We start from the raw sequence: 21440 nt of genomic DNA, 5'->3' as shown, positions 1-21440 counted from the left end.
TTTTTTTTCGCCGTCAAAATCTCCGTCAATTATATAGGAAAGAAGGAAGAGTTATGAGTCGAAAAGGGGAGAACATTTATAAACGTAAAGATGGTCGCTGGGAAGGTCGATTTATTAAAGGAAGAAAAAATAATGGTCGTATATACTATGGGTATGTCTATGATTCGACTTATCGAGGAGTAAAAGAAAAATTACTTGAAAAGAAATTGCTCCTTCGCCAAACAGATCCGACTACTAAAGATTTTTGTGGGACTACAGGTGTATGGTTTGATTATTGGTTGGAAGAAATTGCTAAAAAAGAAATTAAACAAAGTACTTACAGCAGTTATAAAAGTAAAATTGAAAAGCATATCAAGCCTTTTTTAGGGAAAAAAAGACTTAATGAGCTAACTAGTATTGATTTAAACAATTTTGTAAAAGAAGTAGGCCGAAAAATCTCTTCAAGTTCTGTGCAGTCTGTCTTTCAAGTGGTGAAAACAGGACTATATGAAGCAGAAAAGCAAAGCCTTGTGAAAAGAGGGCTTCTTCAGTTTGTTTCATTACCAAAAATTCATAAAAAAAGAATTCGAACATTAACAACAGAAGATGAAAAAAAAATTCGTCATTTAGCAAACGAAGACGAAAAAGGTTTACCAATTTTACTAGCGTTGGAGACTGGTTTGCGCATTGGAGAGATAGCTGGTTTGAAATGGCAGGATATCAATTTCATTAGCAAAACTTTGGTTGTTAATAGGACCCGTCAAAGAATACAAAATTATGAAATGAATCAAACAATCATTATAGAGAATACGCCTAAAACTTTTCTGTCTCAAAGAGAAATTCCTTTGTCAGAAAAAATGGTACAGCTTCTCAAAAAGAGGGCAGAAGTTAGTACTGGTGACTATGTCATTTCAATTAATAATAAACCGACAGAACCTCGAACGATAACAAATTATTTTAAAAAAATAATGAAAAAAATAAATATGAGCTGGATGAATTTCCACTCTCTACGTCATTCCTTTGCTAGTAAATGTTTAGAAAAAGGTGTAAGTGCTGCTGTTATTGCCACTCTGTTAGGACATTCATCAGTAAAAACTACATTAGATATTTATGCAAACTCGAATAGAAACAATGAACGAAGAGCGATTGAACTAGTTTCTGAATAATTAGAAAAAATTGAATTAGTTAAAAAAAGTTAGTTTTTTGTCTAAAAATTTTATATAAACTAGCTTTTTTGTTGTGCTTTTTTTTGAATAGAAATAGAAAAATTGTAGGAAATCTATTGATTATCTTAAAAATATGATTTTTTTACACATGAAAAAAATAGTCCAAGATACATCGTCAAAATCGCCGTCAGCAAATGAAAAACTATAATTGCGTTAAAGGTTTTTAAGAGAGTTTCTTGTTTGTATAAAAAACAAGAAACTGAAGCATTACGTTAATACCGACTTTTTATTTTGGAGGGATAGACATGTTTAACATAGGAGTAATTCCAGTTTCAGGTAGTATTCGCGACAATTACATAAATGCACTAAAAACCAACGAAACCCAAGTCATCGAAGTTCTCCCATCTGAAATTAATAAAAAAATGGAGCAGGTCGATGCAGTCATTATTAATGATGACACTCAGGAAAATGTTGCGCAAATTTGCAGTATTCTATTGGAGCTGAAAGCAGATAGGAATCCTTTGGTATGGGTTATGACAAAGGAACCAAATCCAGTTAACCGTCTGATTTTTTTGCAGCTGGGCGCAGACGGAAATTTGAATTCTCAAGTAGATCCAAATGAATTTAAACTGATTATTAATAATGCCATCAATCGTCAAGCGAATAATGTACCATCCAATCAATTAAAGAAAACGCCTGTTGTTGAAAAGCAAAGTAGCTTCGAACTGATAGATCAGAATGTTAGTGTCGTCATCGACAACGAACGGGAAATACCATTAACCAAATTAGAATACCAACTTTTAAAAATTTTGTATAGTAAACCAAATGTGGCTTTCACCTATGAAGAGTTGTTTAAGAGGCTTTGGAAAAAGCCGGATAAAAATTATAAGTTCAGAGTATCAAATCTGGTTTTCCATTTAAGAAAAAAAATGGAGAATAATCCTGATCAGCCCCAGTTCATTATTACAGTGCGGTCAAAAGGCTACTTTCTTAATTTGACTTAGTCTGAGCTTCGGTGGTGTGAGAATTTTCCTACTATATCCAATAGTAGAAATAAAATTTGGATAGCTTACATTGACTAACAAGTATAACAAAATCTAGTAAATTAGGTTTCATTTTTTCATCAGTCACTCTAGTAGTAGAGATGAAGGATTGAAAAATTGAAATATAGTGTGTTTTCAAAGACACACAACTATCTATATAAGGGAGGAGTTGAGAAAAATAATGAAAATCGGAAAAAAAAGTTATCTTATAGGGATAGTATCAGCAGGATTGCTGCTAACAGCTTTTTGGAGTATTTCTGAACCAATCAAGGCAAATGAGGAGACGAATACTTCTTCCACGATGAGCTCTGAGGAGGCTTCTGTAGAAAGTGAGACTTCTGAAGAATCAGTTGAACTGGAACCATTGGAGTCGCCAATTCAGCCACTAGATGCAGTTGCGCCAATGGCTGCGGCAGGATGGGGGACAGAAGCTGCAGCGACTAAGGTCGTTGAGGTTAGTACTTGGACCGAGTTGAATAACGCAATTAGAAACCAGTTCACTGGAGCAGATGTTGATAAAAATAATGCGGACTATATCAAGGTCATTGCAGATATTCAAAACCCAGGTGAAGCTAGTCCTAGTTTAGGAAATCGTGAACGATGGCCTGCTACGCGTGTGGACTTTGTTATCGATGGTCAAGATCATATAATTGATTTTAATAACCGTAGTTTTAGCGCTCCAAGTGGCTCAAGTACAAATCAAAATGTTTATATAAAGAACATTAAGATGTATGGACAAAATCCATATGGACCATTTGCCATTGGAGACTACAGTGCAATTACTTCCACATTAACTTATGACAATGTGTACTATGAAGGCTCACAGTTAAGTGCTTCTTGGCAGGCAACGATGATTTTCAAAAATACTAATACATTTCATTCGGTTCATTCTTATAGTGCACCTTTAGTGCCGGGAACTACTCGTAGAACAGTTGAAGATCAAGCGGGATTAGAAGCGTTTCGAGCTATTTATGAAGAAGGTAGTGACACAACTGTTACTGTAGAGAACGGAAATGCATTTATATTAGCTAGTTTTCTTGGAGACACAGGATCAACAAATAATCAACCAGCTTATGCAGAATTTAAAAAAGGTGCAAAGGCAAGCTTTTTAACCAAAGGTAATGGTGGGGAGATTCATAGTACTGGTGCAAATGTTATGGGTTTGCGTAAAGGTGATGTGATTTTAGGAGAAGATGTCCAAGTTGACTTATCCACAAAAGATAATTCTACACGTGGTGGGATAGGTCTTAGCTCTGATACATCTATTACTGTTGCAAATAGAGCGCAGCTTAATATTAATATCAATGGTCAAATGTCTGTTGACGCAATTACATTAGGTAGGGATTCTAGGTTTATAGTCTCTGATGAAGGGAAAGTAAACATTAATCTTAAAAATCAAGGAACAAGTACACGTGATGTGATATCAGCAGGCGCAGATAGTGAGTTTGTTGTTGGTAAGAAATCAACCTTCAATATTAAACTTCATGACGGTACTGGTGTGAGGAATCTAATTAATGTTGGCGCTCGGGGGATTTTCCGCTTCGCGGATGCCTACTCTATTGATTTGGATGCCCGTGCCAACACTAATGCCCATCTAATTAATATGACTAATCCTGGTCACTTTATTGCGGATGTTCAAAAGGTATCTGCTTGGGTGAAAACACCAGTAAGCGACGATCCATTTAAAATATGGAACCCGATTTACGGAGTAGATGTAACCTATAGTGGAAGAAATACTACAAATGTTCTTGGACAAAGTGTTACGACACTAGTTACAAATGATTTCTTAGCAAACTACAGAACAACTGCGACAGGCACACCACATGCTGGGTTTTCAAGGGTACTTTATGAGTATATTCCGGATGTTATTATCGGTTTGAATCAACCAACAGATAATCCAGCGGAAACATCCAGCAAAGTTCTTTCGGGGGTTGTGAACCCCGATCCAGATTATATGAACGGAACAGCGATTTTGTTCTATCTGGTTGTGGATGAAAATGATCCGAGCAAGGATGTGCTGTTAACACCAGCAACAACAGATTCACCAATTGAAGGAGATTCAAGAAAGTTCCATACAATTGCTGATCCAACTACTGGTAGCTTTTCTTACACATTACCTGCAGGCGTTACTCTGGAAGCAGGTCAGAAAATTAAAGCTGTTGGTTGGTTAAACGGGAAAGAAGCATTTGATATCAAGACGGTTTTGGATACAACGCCACCTGAAGGAGATCCCCGGACTGTTCATTCAGCGGTGGGAGAAGCTGCTCCGGCACCAAGAGAGTTTGTTCAAAATCCAACAGATACTAACCCCGTAACACCAAACTTTGACTATGAATTTGCTGAAGAAAATACGCCAGATAAGGTTGCTGCAATGATGGCAACTCAGGGAGAGTATGATGTGTATGTTTATCTTTTGGATGAAGCAGTAGATGCCACTGGCGCTCCTGCTCCAAACAAAACAAAGATTAAATCGAAGCTGATTGTTCATGAAACATTAAATGCACTTACAGCGAAAGATGTCGAAGCTAGCGCAACAATCTTGAATGGTATGACAGAAGCACAGCTTAAGGCATATATTATTCAAGAAAGTGAAGCAGCATCTTACAAGATTGTGGATGGGGTTCAAACGGATCTAACCGATAAAATTCAAGTAACAGATTTGGGTGGTTTAACAACCAGCTCAACGGGTGGTTCCTACAAAGTAACTCTAACTGTTACAGCAGCAGATTCTGGTTTGGCGGCGGACTTAACGAAGGAAATCACAGTGACTTTCTTAGATGAGACAGCGCCAACAGGAACGGGAAAACTAACACTGGCGCCGAAAGGAAATGCTGCATATATTCGGGATGAAACAGACTTAACTAAATTCCTGCTTGACTGGAATGATGATGTAACACCGAAAGATCAAGTTACTGTGCGTTTTGCAGATAACACTGATTTTGATGCCATTGTTGCTAATACTGGTGATAGCGAGTTCTTCGTTATTCTTACCGACTTGGCTGGCAATGACAGTGCACCAATCAGAGTGCCGGTTTATGTAGTGGATAGTATGCCTAATGGTTCAGTAGCAGTCGAGGGTAACGACTTTAGAGTTGATTATTCAGATTGGACGACGAATACGGCAACTGCGGATACCTTGAGAGCTTATGTGATTGCCCAAGGGAATGTTCGAGCCTTGGAAGTTATTAACAACGCTTTGGAAAATGTCACAGATGACAAGGCTAAATTGACTATTGATGCTTCTGGTGTAGGAACAGATGAAGAGCAAGCCTATCCGATTGTATTGACTGTCACGTCAAATGGTGATACAGCAACCCATACCATTTACGTAACGTTCAATGATAAGACCAAACCGACTGGAACAGGTAAATTTACAATTATTGATTTAGGTGACAAAGCTGCAATTGAAAATGCCGCTGATTACAAAGCATTCTTAAATGCATACTCAGATAACGTTTCAGCGAACGATAAGATTACGGCTTCTTTGAAACCTGGGCAGGATATTGCAAATATTGTATCTAAACAGGGCAATGCTTCATTCATTGTCAATTTGACAGATGAAGCGGGCAACGTTGGAGAAGTAGTCGTACCAATTTTTGTCTTAGATGAAGCGGTTCCTAGCGATCGATACATTCTTGATGGTTCAGACTTCGCCGTAGCAGCGAAGGATTACCCAACCAGTGATGCGGATATTTTAACGATGATTCGTGATAAAGGAAAGCTGGAGCTTTGGGAATTTGATGCTACATCAAATACTAAACTTGATCCAACATTAATTTCCATCGATAAAGGTACATTGCCTGGACCGGCAACTGGCGGCGGTGTTGTACCAGATGGCGCCTATAAAGTAACTCTTTCGTATGGAAGTGGTACTTCGAAGGTTGAAAAAGAAATTACAGTTACAATCAATAAGAGTATTTCTACAGTAAATGTGGAATTTATCGATGACAAAGGTCAAAAGCTCCGTGATCCAATTGCTGTCAGCGGTAATATTGGCGGTACAGTTGATTTGACTACGAATACAGCTGTTCAAGATGTGATAACTGCATTACTTGGAGAGAATTATCAAGTGAAGACAAGCCCATCTCCAGAAGATGCCATTCCGGTAACGGAAAATGCGTCAACTGTTCAGTATGTATTTAACGGTACTTTATTCATCTATTCTTATCCGACATCAATCGATTTCGGTACAAGAAATGCGGGAATCTTTGGTGTTCGTGTGGATAATCCAAGCTTTGATGACAAACTCGTTGTTTGGGATAACCGAACAACACCAACTAGCTGGACTCTAAAAGCACGGTTAGATGATTATCTGACAAGCGGCAGCGGTACAGGCACAAAAGTCTTACCAGATGCTATTCGCTATCGAGTTGGTGACGGGAAAGACAGTGAAATTATCTTGAACGATACGGATCAAGATATTACGGTGGACACCCATTCAACACCAGGTCAATATGATGTCAGTGAAAAATGGGCGACAGGCGAACGCGGCTTCAAGCTGGATGTTCCTGCCGGAGCTGTTCGTGAGCTAGGCGAATACAAAGCAACCATCGTCTGGACATTAGGAGAAACGAAATAACGCAATGGAGGAAAGAAACATGAAACGATTTAAGCTATTCTCATCGCTCTTTATTTCTGTTGTCGTCATGGCGTTTATCTTTATGGGCAGACCAGCAATTAGCCTGGCAGCAGAAAACGGCGGTGCAGTACAAACGAACGGTGTTGTCTCTTTCTATGAAGAGACAACCGAACCAAGTAGTTCAACAGAACCCAGCTCTACAACAGAGCCAACCACTACGCCAACAAAGCCTTCCGGCTCTAAGCCGGCTGGAAAATATCCTTCAACCGGTGAACTGGTGAAGAAAAGTTTAGGTATTAGCGGAGCGGCATTAGTATTGATTGCGCTAATTCTGTTCTACGTCAAACGGAGAAAAGAACAGGCATCTGGAGAAGGAAAGGGGTCTTAACAACATGAAGCAAGTCAAACTGGCAACGTTGTTGTTGCTGCCGCTATTCTCTGCAGCCCTGTTTGGTTTTTCTGAAACGGCCAGAGCAGAATCATGGTCTGGCAACGGAAAGGTCGGTTTTGAAGGGTCGTATGAAAAAGAAATTAGAGACCCGGAACATCCTGATCAAGCTGCTGATCCAGGCGACAGCCCGTCAACAGACGGCGACCTACGTATCGATTTTGTCCCGCAATTCAACTTCTGGGCAAATGCCAAGGTGGATGAAGATGTAATGATTTACGGCAATGCGCAGCTGTTTCACGGAGATACAGGTGCTCGAGGCAACTTTGTCCAAGTATCGGATTTTCGCGGAACTGGTAAAGGCTGGCTGCTGCAGGTTCGCCAAGAAACGCAGCTCAAAAATGATACAGCAGAGAATAAAGAACTGGATGGTGCGGTGATTTCGCTTGGGGATTCCTGGGCAAATTCAACGAGAAGTGCTGATGAGGCACCCATCGTCCAAAAAGATGTGATTCGTATCGATAATATTGGACAGACCTACAATTTGGCTGAGGCAAAGACTGGAACTGGAGAAGGTTCATGGGCAATCATTTTCGGGGCATCAATTGAAAATGAAAATGGCATGACAGATACCCTAATTCCACGCTTGGATGCTGAAGGCAATCCTGTGACTGATCCTACGTTCGATAACAAAGCGATTTATCAAAATAAAGCATTAAGCTTGTCTATACCGGGGGCAACCAAAAAAGATCCGGTAGCTTACTCAACGGTGATAACTTGGATTTTGTCCGAGCTACCATAAATAACACACACATATTAGGAGGAAAACACAAATGAAAACTTCACACAAATTAGCTGGAGCTGCACTATTAGCAGCACTAGGACTAGGACTTGCAGCACCATCAATGACAAAAGCAGCACCAACTTACGCTGATGCAAAAACAGGCGCTGGTGAAGGTAAAATTAATTTTACTACAGATACTTCAACAAACCCAACGAACCTGCCGCCAGGTCAATCTACTGGAACACCAATGACTGAACCAACACAAAACTCAAATCCAGGACCATTGAAAATCGTTTCTGTAACAAACATGGACTTCGATACACATAAAATCGTAGCAAATGATACAGATAAGTCTTATGATGCACTACCATTTACTGATCCAGGAACAAAGCAAACAACTGCACACTTCATCCGTTTCCAAGATATCCGTGCGGATGCAGCAACAACAAACAACTGGTGGACAGTAACTGGTGAAATGACGAAACAGTTCCAAAACACTGCTGGCCAAACACTTGATGGTGCAACTTTGGACTACAAGAAAATTTCATTAGTAACAGGTACAAATGCAGCAACTAAACCAGTAGCTCCAGCAACTGCGACACAAACATTATCTTTAAACAACCCAGTACCATTCTACACTAACAGAGAAGCTGGTAAAGGTTTCGGTGTTTTTGAATTAATGTTTGATAATAATGCAAATGCACAAGCTGGCACATACGATGGGATTACATTGAATGTACCAGGAACTAACGTATTGAAAGCAACTGAATATAAAGCTGAAATTACTTGGACAATTGCAGAAGTTATCTAATCTATGATTCATTTAGCAATTGATTGAAAGGTCACCGATTCTTCGGAATCGGTGCCTTATTTTCAAGAAAAGAGAGGAACAATGAATGATTAAAAAAGCAGCAATTAAGCTAGTAAGCTTAGTGTACATAATCAGTATGCTTGCCGGGTTTTCAACAATGGCTAGCGCAGCGGAAACTCAGCAGGAATTAAAAGGATTTTCCTACAAAGTAGTTTTACCGGAAAACCAACATAATCCTGACGTAGGCTATTACGATTTACGTATGACGCCTAGTCAGCAGCAAACGATTCAAATGCAGCTAAACAACAGCTCAGATAAAGAAATAACTATTATGGTTAGTTTAAATGGGGCAAAAACCAACAGTAACGGTGTAATTGAATATGGCGAAAATGAGATTGAAAATGATGCATCATTGAAATATGATTTTGCGGATATAGTAAAAGCACCAGAAGAAGTGGTAGTCCCAGCCAACAGCTCAGAAATGTTAAATATGGAGATTACCATGCCGGAGGCTTCCTTTGAGGGATATATTTCAGGCGCAGTAACCATTCAAGAAAAAGACGCAGAGGGACAGGAGACCAATACAGATCAAGGAATGATTGTGAACAAACTAGCCTATCAGACCGGAATCCTGCTAAGTGAAGCTGATTCTAATGAACTCAGTCCAGATATGAAATTAAATCGAGTATATCCAGAGCTAAATAATTTCCGCAATGCTATTTTTGTTAATTTCTCCAATGTTCAACCGGTCTATACAGACGATATGACCGTGGATGTGCAAATCATGGGCAAGGATTCCGATGAAGTTTTGTATGACACGAAAAAAGCCAATATGCGGATGGCTCCTAATTCGATGATTGATTTTCCAGTTTCCATGAACGGAGAACGGATGACACCAGGTGATTACCGCGCGAAAATCCTCGTAACAACCAAAGCCGGAGGCAAGTGGCAATGGGAAGAAAACTTCAAGATTACAGACGAAGAAGCAGATAAGTTCAACGAACAAGATTTGACCTTGGTTCAGGATGCCGGCATCAACTGGCAGCTAATCATCATGATTGTTGGTGGACTACTACTATTGATTTTGATCATCTTCTTAGTGATTCGTTTACTTAAAAAGAAGAACAAGCAAAACAAAAGAAAAAAAGCCTCTTCAAAACGCAAAAAGAAAAAGTAGAGTGATAGAGGAGGCTTACTAATGGAAATACTTGATTGGCTGTTTATTGGCGCACTTTCTGCTGCCATTCTCTTTCTGGTTCTTGCACTGGTCTACTTTGTTCTAATTTTTGTAAACAGTTCTAAAGTAAAGAAAATGAAGCAGACAAAACCGAAGAAAAAGAAAAAGCGGAAACGCTGGCGTCGTGCCTGCCGGATGCTTGAGAAGAAAAAGAGTGCTTCGATTCGTTCTTTTGTCCTGTTTTTTGTGTTGGCCTCTCTAGGAGGAGGGACGGCTTTTTATGCCCGTTATTATCAAGCAACAAATCTGGGAAAAGAAGACTCAGAAGCGCTGATTCAAGGCTATTACCTCATCGCCAACATTGAAGAGCAGCTGAATCAAATTCCAGGAACCGATAATCCTAAAAAAATCCAGGGGAATATTTATGACCTGTCTGCTCGGTTGGCGAATTATGGTGTGCGGACAGCCGATGGCCGATTGAGTGCAGAAGGGCAAAAAGACTTAAACCGCCTCTATGCAAACATGAAGGAGCTAGGGTTGAACTTAGGGAGTCAAACGATTGAAACGTTAAGTGACCAGACAACGCTGGAAGCATATCAGGCTGATTTAGAGAAAACAAAAACGAATCAAAAGAAAGTGTTTGAACACTTCCGTATCAACGAAGACTCACTGAAGAAAAATAAGTGAGGATGAAATAAAGGAGTTTGTCTGATGACTCAATCTTCAAAAAAAAATAGTAGACGGACATCATCAAAATCAGAGCAGCAAGGGAAACAAAAAAAACAACAGAAAAAAATTTTAGTTCAACAGTCCCAAAAACGGCAAACTCAAAAGAGTTCAGTTAAAAGTAAGAAGAATGTTAGTAGGAAGCGAAAAAGTGATTCTCGTATTTTTCCTTTTGAATTTGGACGCGGTTCGTTTTTTTCAGGACCTCAGTCTTCAAAAAAAAGAAAAAAGCGCGGTAGAAATTATAAGAAACTGCTGACAGAATTACTCTTAAGCAGTGTAATTGCGGTTATCCTTGTTTATGCTATTTCGTTGTTTACCTTTGCACTCCCCAAAGTATCTGGCTACGGTATGATGACTGTGCTTGAAGAGGGAGACCGCTTATTTGTCAATCGCCTAGGGAAAATCGATCGATTTTCCCTTGTTTACTTTCGAGTACCTGGACGTAAGGAAGAAGTCTCGATTCGGCGTGTGGTTGGGCTTCCCGGTGAAGAGATAGCATACAAGGAAGACCGATTATGGGTGAATGGTGAAGAAAAAGTGGAGCGGTTCTTGATTGCGCAGGTTCAGACTGCAAAAAAAGCAGGGTATCAGCTGACAGAGGATTTTACAAGTCAGGATATTTCTGGAGCTGAACGGGGTGTTATTCCAGAAGGAAAGTACCTTGTTTTAGGAGATAACCGAACTTTTGCTTCAGATAGCCGTTTTTATGGATTGGTTGATGAACAGGATATTGTTGGAGTGGCTACAATGAAGCTGTTTCCTCTCCATGAAATGATGAAACTGTAAGAAAGACAGGATGAATGATGGATAATGAAAAGAAAAACAGTCGCTCGTCTGAAATCAGTAAAATACGCAGGAAACGGAAGTCCGTTCCGCAGAAGCGGCGGCGAAAACGAACGGCGGTAAAAAAAAGAGAGACGGAGCAACAGAAAAAGCTGCGGTTGTGGAAGCAACGAGTAAAAAAGGCTGCAGAAATAATGGAAACGGTGATTTTTCTTCTTTTTGTCTGCCTGTGTCTCTATTTTATGATTAATTTTAGGTCTCATGAAGTAGATGGACAATCAATGCTGCCGACTTTTCAGGATGGCGACCGCTTGTTAACGCATAAGGGGCAGGATATCCAGCGTTATGACATTGTGACCTTTGAACCAACAGATGAGCCGGGCAGCTCTTATGTGAAGCGGGTATACGGGTTGCCCGGCGACACCATCTATGTGAAGGAAAACCGCCTGTATCTTTTTAGAAATGGGCTTAGTCAAGCTGATATTGCCAAGCAGATAGAAGCTGGACAGCTGCCTGACAGTACAACAGTTGTTGCCCTTTCAGAAGAAAGTCAAGCAGCACTGGAAAATAAGGTAGAGATACCTGAGAAGCAATACTTTGTCTTAGGCGATAACCGGGGCAATTCTAAGGATAGTCGCTCTATCGGGCTGATTAATCAAGAGCAAATAGAAGGTGTAGTTAATTTTCGCTTCTATCCATTTGACCGTTTTGGTTTTGTCCACTAACGAATGGAGGGTATTATGAAGAAAAAAATAGGATCATTTATTAAAACACAAGGGATATTTATCAGCTTAAGTGTTGTGCTGCCAGTTATTATTATGATGGTTGTTTATGCAAAAATTGGTGTTTATCCAGGAAGCGAACATCGAACGATTTTAGCCAGCGATGCTTTCTCACAATATTCCAATTTCTTTGCCAGCTTGAATAATGTGTTCAAGGGAGAGCAGAGTATTTTCTATATTTGGAATAGTTCAATGGGCTTAAATTACTGGGCATTTATGGCCTATTATTTAGGAGGAATTTTTAGTCCGCTGGTTGTTTTTTTCAATAACCTGCAAATGCCGGACTTTCTATACTATCTGACATTGCTGAAAATAGGCTGTATTGGCGGAGCGTTCTGGGTCTTTTCAGCGCAGACCTTCCGTTTACCAAAATGGAGTCACGTGATATTGAGTGTTTCTTATGCCTTAATGTCCTTTACGCTGGCGTATTCAGAAATCATTATGTGGCTGGATGCTTTGATGTATCTTCCTTTGATTACTTTAGGCATTCACCGAGTGATGGATAAGAAAAAACCGGCCTTATTATTTATCAGCTACTTTTTATTATTTATCTCGAATTTCTACATGGCGTTTATGGTAGGAATCTTTTCTTTCCTCTATTATTTCACCAGACTATTCACTGATCGCGAGCGCTATGGAAAAAGCATTACCATGTATTTTATTACCTCCTTCTTAGCAGGCGGGGCTTCCATGGTCATGATTTTGCCAACCATTCTGGATTTGAGGAATAATGGAGAAGCTCTTAGCACAATTACACGACTGAAAACACAAACAACTGGTCCATGGGATTTAGTGATTAAGAATATGATTGGTGTTTATGATAGTACAAAATTGTATTCTACCCCATTCATTTATGTGGGCTTACTTGGATTACTATTTTGTCTTTTCTTCTTTCTGACAAAAAAAGTTCCGCGTCAAACAAAACTATGTTTTGGCAGTCTGTTACTCCTCTTGATTATCAGCTTTTATGTAGAACCGCTGAATTTATTATGGCAAGGACTACATGTACCGAACATGTTTAATTTCCGTTTTAGTTTTCTCTTTTCATTTTTATTATTAACATTAGCCGGCTACGGCTGGGAAAAGTATGAAAAGGAAGACTTTGATCAGCTTGTTACCCTGGTACTGGGTCTTTTGGGTGCCTACTTAGTCGTAAGGCTATTAACAAACAACGACGGGAAATATAGCTACTTAAGCTGGTTTAGTTTTGTCTTAACTCTGGTTTTTCTGATGTTCTATTTATTCAGCTTCTTTTTTATTAAAAAAATCAAAGGACAAAAATGGCTAGGTGCTCTGTTGGTTCTAATTGTTTGTTTAGAGGCTGGGTTGAACGGTTATGGCATTATTAATGGGATTGCTGTGGAATGGCATTATCCAAGCCGCAGCTATTACGCAGAGCCATATGAATCAATTGAAACACTGGTAAATCAAACAAAAGAAGACAATACCGCTTTTTATCGAATGGAAAATCTGAATCCTGTTTCTGCCAATGACGGGTTTAATTATGGCTATAGCGGAATAAATATGTTTTCTTCTATTCGAAATCGGCATTCTTCTTCTTATCTGAATGCGTTAGGCTACCGTTCATTAGGAACCAATCTGAATATACGGTATGCGAACAATACGTTGTTAATGGATTCGTTGACGGCAATCAAATATAACATGGCGCGGGAAGATGCTTTAAAATTCGGCTACAATAAAATCGGAGAGCATGGCGACTTTAGTCTTTATGAGAACAAAAACGCGCTTCCTCTAGGTATTTTGACAGATGATGGTATTTATGAGGACGGAGCTGTGGAAACGCAGGCAACGCTTTTGAATCATTTAGCTGAAACAAATGAGGATTTCTTTACCTTTGATGATCTTGAACTAGTTTCTGCTAAAAATGTGGACATAGAAAAAGATAAAATAAATGTGACAGATGTTGTGACTTACACGCCTCAGAATTGGGATGAGCCGATTGAACTAGAATGGGCTGTAGATGTACCAGCGAAAAAGCAAGCTTACGTCAGTATCTATCCAGTAGACTATTTTACTTTTGGAATACCAGTAATAAAATTAGAGGTAGATGGTGTAGGATATGAAAGCTCTGTGGCGGAAACTGGTCAATATTACTCATTGGGCTACCATGAGCAAGCCAAAAAAGTAACCTTTAAAATGACGATTTCTAAGCTTAGAGAAGTCGAAAAGGATGTTTTTCAAATTGTTCAGCCGGATGCTGCCTTTTTAGATACAGATAAATTTGTAAATGCTGTAGAAAAAGCAAAGGAAAAGGGCGTGGATTTAGAGGTGACCGGTCGTCGAGCGACTGCCGAGGTTGACTTAGACGAAGATCAGGTATTATTTACCAGTATTCCTTATGATAAGGGCTGGAAAGCATATATTGACGGAAAACGTGTGGATATTCCAACCTTTAAACAAGCGCTGTTGACGCTGCCGATTAGTGCTGGAAAACATACGATTGAATTTGTCTTCTTGCCAGAGGGGCTAATTATTGGTGTTGTATTATTAGTTCTCTGTATAGCTGCATTTATTGGCTATTTGTGGTGGTTAAAGCAAAAAGCAAAAGACCCTTATTGGAAAGATTCTACTGAAGAATAAAATAATAGAAATAAGCCCTTGAAAGTGGTGAGTAAAGCAGCTTTCAAGGGCTTACTTTAATCTGCGGACGACTTCATATTATTTAATTAAACAGAAAGATTCTCTTTCAGAAGGTTTTTCTATATAATAGTAAGTAATGTAAACAGTTCTATGAACAGAAAGGCGATAAGATGAAGTTAAAAGAGCTATTAATAAAAGATACTGTGCGTCCTTATGCAATGGCTGCACGTTTTGGTATTGAGAAAGAAAGTCAGCGTGTGACTCTGGATGGTCAGCTGGCGCAGACAGATCATCCTGAGGTATTAGGTAATAGATCCTATCATCCATATATTCAGACCGATTTTAGTGAAACGCAAATGGAGCTGATAACCCCTGTTGCAGATTCTGTCACAGGCGTTTTACGCTATTTAGCCGCAGTTCACGATGTCGCACTCCGTTCGATGAGTCATCAGGAAATGCTCTGGCCGTTAAGCATGCCGCCGAAGCTGCCGAATGACAATAAAGAAATTAAAATTGCTAAATTAGATAAGTACGAGGATGTTCTCTATCGTCGTTATCTTGCCAGAGAATACGGAAAAAGAAAACAAATGGTTAGCGGTATTCATTTCAATTTTGAATATGCTGAAAGCCTAGTTGTTCAAATGTATCAGGCTCAGGAAGAGTATAAAACCATTGAACAGTTTAAAAATATGCTGTATATGAAAGCTTCACGAAATTACTTGCGTTATCGCTGGCTGATTACTTATTTATTTGGTGCGTCTCCAGTGAGTGAGGAAGGCTTTTTTGATGAGAATGAAGAACAGCCGGAAATGCCTGTTAGAAGCATCCGCAATAGCTCGTTCGGCTATCGAAACCGGGAAAATGTCAAGGTTTCTTATGCTTCTCTTGAAGGGTATATTGAGGATATTCAGACGATGGTTGAGAACGGTATTCTATCGGAGGAAAAGGAATTTTATGCACCAGTCAGACTTCGAGGCGGCAAGAGCATGGCAGACTTACCGGGTAAAGGTATTCGCTATATTGAATTGAGAAATATTGATTTGAATCCGTTCGCTATTTTTGGTATTGATGAGGAAACGTTGGATTTTCTTCAATTGTTTATGCTGTTTCTTTTATGGACAGAAGAAAAGGAAAGTGCGGATGAATGGGTAGCAACAGGAGAATTCCTTAATGAGCAGGTAGCAATGGGACATCCATACTCGATGATTAATTTACTTTCAGAGGGCGACCGTATCTTTACAGAAATGAGTGAAATGGTTACTGCGTTGGGGATTTACGGCAGAAAAGAGCTGTTGACAACTTATCAGGAGCAGCTGAGAGCACCGCACATGACAGTTTCCGGAAAAATGTGGACAATTATTGAAGCAAACTCCAACAATGAGCTGGGAATTGTTTATGGAAAAGAATATCAGCTAAAAGCCTTTGAGCGTCCTTATCAGCTAGCTGGCTTTAGAAATATGGAGTTATCCACTCAGCTATTTTTATTCGATGCCATTCAAAAGGGATTGGAAATTGAGATTTTAGATGAGGAGGAGCAATTTCTGAAGCTGAAGCATAAAAAACATGTAGAATATGTTAAAAATGCGAATATGACTAGTAAAGATAGTTATATTGTTCCGTTGATTATGGAAAATAAAACAGTGACTAAAAAAGTTTTGGCAAAGGCAGGGTTCAGAGTCCCTCGGGGTGATGAGTTTGCTTCACAAGCGGAAGCGGAACGGGCATATCTGCGGTATGAAAAACAAGCTTTTGTAGTTAAGCCCAAGTCAACAAATTATGGGTTAGGCATCTCGATTTTTAAAGAGGGCGCTTCTGGAAAAGACTATCAGGAGGCGTTGACATTAGCCTTTAGAGAAGATAATTCGGTGCTGGTGGAAGAGTTTATTGAAGGAACAGAATACCGCTTCTTTGTATTAGATAATCAGGTCAAAGCTATCCTGCAGAGAATTCCTGCCAATGTTGTGGGAGATGGTATCCGTTCCGTGGAGGAACTAGTAGCAGAAAAGAATCTTCACCCGCTTAGAGGAACAAATCACCGTGCACCGCTGGAGTTGATTCAGTTAGGTGAGCTGGAACAGCTAATGCTTAAGGAACAGGACTTGATTATTCATTCGGTTCCTGAAAAAGACAGGATTGTTTATTTAAGAGAAAATTCAAATATTAGTACCGGCGGGGATTCCATTGATGTAACAGATCAGATTGATGACAGCTACAAGCAGATAGCGGTAGCCGCTGTCAAAGAGCTGGGAGCAAAAATCTGCGGGATTGATTTAATCATACCTGACAAATCTATTCCAGCTAATCAGGGGAAAAATACGTATGGTATCATTGAAGCAAATTTTAATCCAGCGATGCATATGCATGCATACACGTATGCTGGGACGGGACGCAGACTGACAATGGATGTATTAAAATTGTTGTATCCGGAAGTGTTTGAACAATGAGTGAAAAGAGCTGATTTAAATAAATCTTTAAGGTAAAACGAATTTAAAAGAAGTGTTTTATCCCGAGAGTCCGCTGAAATGTACGAAAATGAAAGGAAGCACGAAGGTAAGCAAGTCTCTGCTGGCTATGTCCTGTTCGCTGCTCTTCAATTTCTTGAGCATTTCAGCTTGTTTGTTAAGAAGAGCTTTTTGCTCCCCCTCGTTTGTTCGGTTTCCTATGAGTAAGAGCCTCTTTCTACTGGCCGCTGGGAAAAGCCAATCCGTTTCTGTAAATTTTCACGAAGATACCACTAGATTTTTTGGCCAGCTTGAACATAAAAATTTGAATAATAGCATAAAAAAACAAATTTATTTCAAATTAAATAGAGCAGTTTATAAAATTTATGTTATAATTTTTATGTAAAAAGAAAGGATGATGAAATTGAAAAAGTGGCAAAAAATTGTTGGAACTATTGGGTTAGGTTTGGTGTTTGCTTTTCCTATGGGAGTAAATGCAGAAGGAGAAGAATATATTCATGTTCCAGGATATACATTAAAGGATCGTTTGATTCGTGAAACAACTGATAAATCTTCAGAGAAGTGGTATGAAAAAATGGAGGTACTTTCAGAGCGGTTTGATAATGGGGAGCTGACATCTGAAGAATTTAATGAGCAATATGAGCAGCTGGAGCAGGCAAGAATTGAAGAAGAGGAATTGATTAATCAGTTTAGTTTGATAAAAAAAGATGCAGTAAAAGAAATGAGAGAAATCGATTATGATTGGGAAGATGCTCATTTGCATGGTCTTGAATATGCTGAAAATTTAGAATCCTTGGGGGGAGAATTTATCAATGGGATTGTTGATTTTAGACCGATTCAAAACTTGACTACGCTGAAAGAAATCTGGGTTCAATACGCAGATCAAGCCACGTTGAGAGAGTTTAAAAAATTAACTAATCTAGAAGTTTTGCGTTTATCTGGTGAAGGTTTTGCTTCTGAAGAAGAGAGGGAAGAAGCGGAGCAGCACGCACGAGAGCAAGACAAAAGCATGCCGCTTTACACTCAAGCTGCATTGACTGATATTTCTGCATTGTCAAATGCAACCAATTTGAGTTCAGTTCGAGTATATAGTAAAGGTGTCTTGCCTACGATTACCTTGAAGCGAGGAACAACAAGCTATCAACTGTATGATCCGATTATTTCATCTAGTCAGTTTGATGGTGCAACAATGAATTATGTATCCCAGATTGTGGATAATTATGATTTTGAACCTTATGAAAGCAGCGAAGAGTTGAAGTGGGAAGGACTAACTGGAACTGAAGAATTCTTACTATTTAACTGGTCAATTAAAAAAGGAAATAACGAATTTTCAGGTGAAGCACAAATCCCTATTCGTTGGAGATAGTGCTGTAAATCTTTTAAGTAGAATCAGAACTTAGTATTCAAATAAATATAGATTTTGGAACACCTGTCGATTTCGGCAGGTGTTTTTAAGGCTCTTTAACTGCTAAAAGATGTCAATTTGTCACAAACAGCGCAGTAATCATCTTGATTTTCTAAATAGCTGTCTCTATAAAATTTAAATATGGTACACTGAAAAAGAAGCAGTTTCGTGTGGAGAGGAGAGTCATTAGATGAAAAAAATATATATAGTAGAAGATGATCGGCACATTGTTGAGACAGTAGCAGATTTTCTAAGAAAATGGAATTTTGAGGTGCAGTCTACACAGAATTTTCAAGCAGTATTAGAAGAATTTCGCACCTGTCAGCCGGATTTGGTGATAATGGATATTTCACTGCCTTTTTATAATGGGTATCATTGGTGTACAGAAATTCGTAAAGAATCCCAGGTGCCGATCGTGTTTCTATCCTCAGCAGGGGATAATATGAATATTGTAATGGCGATGAACATGGGCGGCGATGATTTTATTGTAAAGCCCTTTGACTTGGAGGTGCTTGTCGCAAAAATTCAGGCAATTCTCAGAAGAAATCCCGGATTCACAGAAGCAAGGGTACTGAGCTATGAGAATTATGTGTTGAATTTAGAGGCCTTTGAAGTCTGTCATCGGGAACAGTGCGTGCCAGTTACAATGAATGAAACTAAGATTTTGGATTTGTTGTTTCAGCAGCCGGAAAAACTTGTACCTAAAGAGCAAATTATGGAGAAGCTTTGGGAGAACGAGGCATTTATCGACAGCAATACTTTATCGGTGAATATGACTCGTTTGAGAAAGAAGGTCAGTGATATTGGTTTGGATCAGTACATTCAGACGAAGAAAGGGAAAGGCTACCTTTTAGGAAAGGAAGACTAAGATGAAATTATTTTTCCGCTACTTATCAGATAGAAGAATAACAATTCTTACCTATATAGGGATGGTTCTGCTGTTTTGCACAACCTTCTTTTTATATGATGTCCCTTTTGTTGTCTATAGTGATGCGTTGCTGTTTTCACTATTTTTTCTGGTTATCATGATGAGTCTTCAGTTTTACTGTTATGTTAGAAAATATAAGCAGCTGGAGCTTGGTAAGAAGTCGGTTAAGCTTTATGTTCAAAGTAAAAAGAGCAGCCGATATTTACTTGAAGAAGAATACGAAGAACTGCTTAAGTCGCTTGATCAGGATTATCGAAAGGATATTGATGAAACGAAAAATGCCAACTATCAGCTGATGAATTACTATAGTCTGTGGAGCCATCAAATTAAAACACCGCTGGCGGTTTTAAATTTGAAGATGCAGGAGAACAAACTGGATCATACCGTATTAAAGCAGGAGCTGTTCAAAATTGATCAGTATCTGGAGATGATGCTGCAGTATCTGCGCTTGCGTCATACAGAAACGGATTTTGTTTTTGAAGAAGTAGATGTGGATCGGCTCATCAAGGAAACGATTAAAAAGTACGCCACCTTTTTTATTTATCAAGAGCTGTCTTTTTCAATGGAAGATACGGGTCAAAAGGTAATCAGCGACAAAAAATGGCTGCAGTTTGTAGTTGAGCAAATCTTAATTAATGCGATTAAATATACAGAAAGCGGCGGTATTCGTATTTACAGTAATCCGCTCAAACCAAAGGAAATTGTCATTGAAGATACAGGTATTGGCATTTTGCCGGAAGATATTTCCCGAGTATTTGATAGAGGCTATACCGGGTATAATGGACACAATCATCAGAAAGCCTCTGGTTTGGGACTATCAATGAGCAAAGAAGTCATGAGAAATCTAGGGCATCAGATTCAGTTGACCTCAGAGGTTGGTGTGGGTACCAAGGTCTGGCTGGACCTTAGTCAATACCGATACCAAATAGAATAAAGCTTACAGCAATGTAAGAACAGCGGTCAAAGTGTAAGTGGTCTTTGGCGGCTGTTTTGTTTTAATATAAAGAAGAGAAAATCAGCCGGTTTAAAAGGCCGATTTATATTGATAACTGAAGGAGGAACAGCAATGACGATGTTGGAGGTTACACATTTACAAAAAATATATCAGACCCGTTTTGGCGGAAATCAGGTAATAGCCTTGAAGGATATTTCTTTTCAAGTAGAAGAAGGAGAATACATAGCCATAATGGGAGAATCGGGATCAGGCAAGAGTACACTATTGAATATTCTGGCAACCTTAGATGTCCCTACACAAGGAGCTGTACAGCTAAAAGGAACGAATATCACTGAAATTCCAGAAGGACGGCTGGCAGCTTTTAGAAGGGAGAACCTGGGGTTTGTATTTCAGGACTTCAATTTATTGGACAATTTTTCTGTTAAGGACAATATCTTTCTGCCGCTGGTTCTTTCTAAGACAGCAGTTGGTGAGATGAAGCGCCGTCTACAGCCTCTGGCAGAAATATTGGGAATTAGTGATCTTCTGGAAAAATATCCCTATGAAATTTCCGGCGGACAAAAGCAAAGGGTAGCAGTTGCCCGTGCGTTAATCACGAAGCCTCAGATTATTTTAGCCGATGAGCCGACAGGTGCCCTGGATTCGAAGAGTTCGGAAAATCTGTTGGGATTATTTCAAGAAATCAATCAGCAAAATCAAACGATTTTGATGGTTACACACAGTGCGCTGGCTGCTAGCCGGGCCAATCGAATTTTGTTCATTAAAGATGGTCAAGTGTTTCATCAGTTGTATCGGGGGCAGCGGACGAATGAAGAGCTGCTGGCAGATATTTCCAAGACAATGACGACATTGCTGGCGAAGGGGTGAG

Annotated in this window: 16 protein-coding genes; all 16 read left to right on the top strand. The window is 39.3% G+C overall.

Annotated elements, in window-relative coordinates; genetic code table 11:
• Positions 1-53: 53 nt before the first annotated feature.
• The 16 genes from AC1Z3K_RS15840 to AC1Z3K_RS15765 all read left to right on the top strand — a co-directional run bounded on the left by AC1Z3K_RS15840 (position 54) and on the right by AC1Z3K_RS15765 (position 21439).
• Positions 54-1145: a tyrosine-type recombinase/integrase gene (locus AC1Z3K_RS15840; RefSeq protein ID WP_461733259.1), complete on the top strand. Its 1092-nt coding sequence runs from the start codon at positions 54-56 to the stop codon at positions 1143-1145.
• A 305-nt stretch (positions 1146-1450) separates the two neighbouring features.
• A complete protein-coding gene (locus tag AC1Z3K_RS15835; protein WP_426083576.1) occupies positions 1451-2149 on the top strand; it encodes a winged helix-turn-helix domain-containing protein in 699 nt (232 codons plus the stop codon).
• Between the two features lie 220 nt (positions 2150-2369).
• Positions 2370-6767, top strand: coding sequence for a pectate lyase-like adhesive domain-containing protein (locus AC1Z3K_RS15830; RefSeq protein ID WP_461733258.1), 4398 nt, complete (start codon positions 2370-2372; stop codon positions 6765-6767).
• A gap of 19 nt (positions 6768-6786) precedes the next feature.
• Positions 6787-7155, top strand: coding sequence for an LPXTG cell wall anchor domain-containing protein (locus AC1Z3K_RS15825; protein ID WP_461733257.1), 369 nt, complete (start codon positions 6787-6789; stop codon positions 7153-7155).
• 4 nt (positions 7156-7159) lie between these two features.
• Complete coding sequence (locus AC1Z3K_RS15820; protein WP_461733256.1) at positions 7160-7957, top strand: WxL domain-containing protein; 798 nt, start codon at positions 7160-7162, stop codon at positions 7955-7957.
• Between the two features lie 31 nt (positions 7958-7988).
• Complete coding sequence (locus AC1Z3K_RS15815) at positions 7989-8750, top strand: WxL domain-containing protein (RefSeq protein WP_461733255.1); 762 nt, start codon at positions 7989-7991, stop codon at positions 8748-8750.
• Positions 8751-8835: 85 nt separating this feature from the next.
• The gene (locus AC1Z3K_RS15810) at positions 8836-9927 is read left to right on the top strand and encodes a WxLIP family cell surface protein (protein WP_461733254.1); all 1092 of its coding nucleotides are present in this window, start codon (positions 8836-8838) and stop codon (positions 9925-9927) included.
• 21 nt (positions 9928-9948) lie between these two features.
• The gene (locus AC1Z3K_RS15805) at positions 9949-10614 is read left to right on the top strand and encodes a hypothetical protein (protein WP_426083588.1); all 666 of its coding nucleotides are present in this window, start codon (positions 9949-9951) and stop codon (positions 10612-10614) included.
• A gap of 24 nt (positions 10615-10638) precedes the next feature.
• A complete protein-coding gene (gene lepB / locus AC1Z3K_RS15800) occupies positions 10639-11442 on the top strand; it encodes a signal peptidase I (RefSeq protein ID WP_461733253.1) in 804 nt (267 codons plus the stop codon).
• A 14-nt stretch (positions 11443-11456) separates the two neighbouring features.
• Entirely contained in the window at positions 11457-12164 is a 708-nt protein-coding gene (gene lepB, locus AC1Z3K_RS15795) for a signal peptidase I (protein ID WP_461733252.1), read from the top strand.
• 15 nt (positions 12165-12179) lie between these two features.
• Positions 12180-14822, top strand: coding sequence for a YfhO family protein (locus AC1Z3K_RS15790; RefSeq protein ID WP_461733251.1), 2643 nt, complete (start codon positions 12180-12182; stop codon positions 14820-14822).
• A gap of 170 nt (positions 14823-14992) precedes the next feature.
• Positions 14993-17266 (top strand): bifunctional glutamate--cysteine ligase GshA/glutathione synthetase GshB, encoded by a 2274-nt coding sequence (gene gshAB / locus AC1Z3K_RS15785; protein ID WP_461733250.1) that lies wholly within the window; start codon positions 14993-14995, stop codon positions 17264-17266.
• 421 nt (positions 17267-17687) lie between these two features.
• Positions 17688-18650, top strand: a complete 963-nt coding sequence (locus AC1Z3K_RS15780; RefSeq protein WP_461733249.1) for an SHOCT domain-containing protein — start codon at positions 17688-17690, stop codon at positions 18648-18650.
• A 229-nt stretch (positions 18651-18879) separates the two neighbouring features.
• On the top strand, positions 18880-19557 hold the full coding sequence (locus AC1Z3K_RS15775; protein ID WP_426083600.1) for a response regulator transcription factor: 678 nt from the start codon (positions 18880-18882) through the stop codon (positions 19555-19557).
• A 1-nt stretch (position 19558) separates the two neighbouring features.
• Positions 19559-20551 (top strand): sensor histidine kinase, encoded by a 993-nt coding sequence (locus AC1Z3K_RS15770; RefSeq protein WP_426083602.1) that lies wholly within the window; start codon positions 19559-19561, stop codon positions 20549-20551.
• 132 nt (positions 20552-20683) lie between these two features.
• Positions 20684-21439, top strand: coding sequence for an ABC transporter ATP-binding protein (locus tag AC1Z3K_RS15765; RefSeq protein ID WP_461733248.1), 756 nt, complete (start codon positions 20684-20686; stop codon positions 21437-21439).
• Position 21440: the final 1 nt, after the last annotated feature.

Source organism: Enterococcus sp. LJL128 (genome assembly GCF_056924295.1).
The sequence above is the reverse complement of the archived record's forward strand: the minus strand, read 5'-3'. Positions and strand labels throughout refer to the sequence as shown.

Excerpts from the sequence above, each read along its gene's own strand:
- AC1Z3K_RS15810 (WP_461733254.1), top strand. The coding sequence starts at position 8,836 with ATGATTAAAAAAGCAGCAATTAAGCTAGTAAGCTTAGTGTACATAATC.
- lepB (WP_461733252.1), top strand. The coding sequence starts at position 11,457 with ATGATGGATAATGAAAAGAAAAACAGTCGCTCGTCTGAAATCAGTAAA.
- AC1Z3K_RS15805 (WP_426083588.1), top strand. The coding sequence starts at position 9,949 with ATGGAAATACTTGATTGGCTGTTTATTGGCGCACTTTCTGCTGCCATT.
- gshAB (WP_461733250.1), top strand. The coding sequence starts at position 14,993 with ATGAAGTTAAAAGAGCTATTAATAAAAGATACTGTGCGTCCTTATGCA.
- AC1Z3K_RS15775 (WP_426083600.1), top strand. The coding sequence starts at position 18,880 with ATGAAAAAAATATATATAGTAGAAGATGATCGGCACATTGTTGAGACA.
- AC1Z3K_RS15820 (WP_461733256.1), top strand. The coding sequence starts at position 7,160 with ATGAAGCAAGTCAAACTGGCAACGTTGTTGTTGCTGCCGCTATTCTCT.
- AC1Z3K_RS15770 (WP_426083602.1), top strand. The coding sequence starts at position 19,559 with ATGAAATTATTTTTCCGCTACTTATCAGATAGAAGAATAACAATTCTT.
- lepB (WP_461733253.1), top strand. The coding sequence starts at position 10,639 with ATGACTCAATCTTCAAAAAAAAATAGTAGACGGACATCATCAAAATCA.
- AC1Z3K_RS15835 (WP_426083576.1), top strand. The coding sequence starts at position 1,451 with ATGTTTAACATAGGAGTAATTCCAGTTTCAGGTAGTATTCGCGACAAT.
- AC1Z3K_RS15815 (WP_461733255.1), top strand. The coding sequence starts at position 7,989 with ATGAAAACTTCACACAAATTAGCTGGAGCTGCACTATTAGCAGCACTA.
- AC1Z3K_RS15790 (WP_461733251.1), top strand. The coding sequence starts at position 12,180 with ATGAAGAAAAAAATAGGATCATTTATTAAAACACAAGGGATATTTATC.
- AC1Z3K_RS15765 (WP_461733248.1), top strand. The coding sequence starts at position 20,684 with ATGACGATGTTGGAGGTTACACATTTACAAAAAATATATCAGACCCGT.
- AC1Z3K_RS15840 (WP_461733259.1), top strand. The coding sequence starts at position 54 with ATGAGTCGAAAAGGGGAGAACATTTATAAACGTAAAGATGGTCGCTGG.
- AC1Z3K_RS15830 (WP_461733258.1), top strand. The coding sequence starts at position 2,370 with ATGAAAATCGGAAAAAAAAGTTATCTTATAGGGATAGTATCAGCAGGA.
- AC1Z3K_RS15825 (WP_461733257.1), top strand. The coding sequence starts at position 6,787 with ATGAAACGATTTAAGCTATTCTCATCGCTCTTTATTTCTGTTGTCGTC.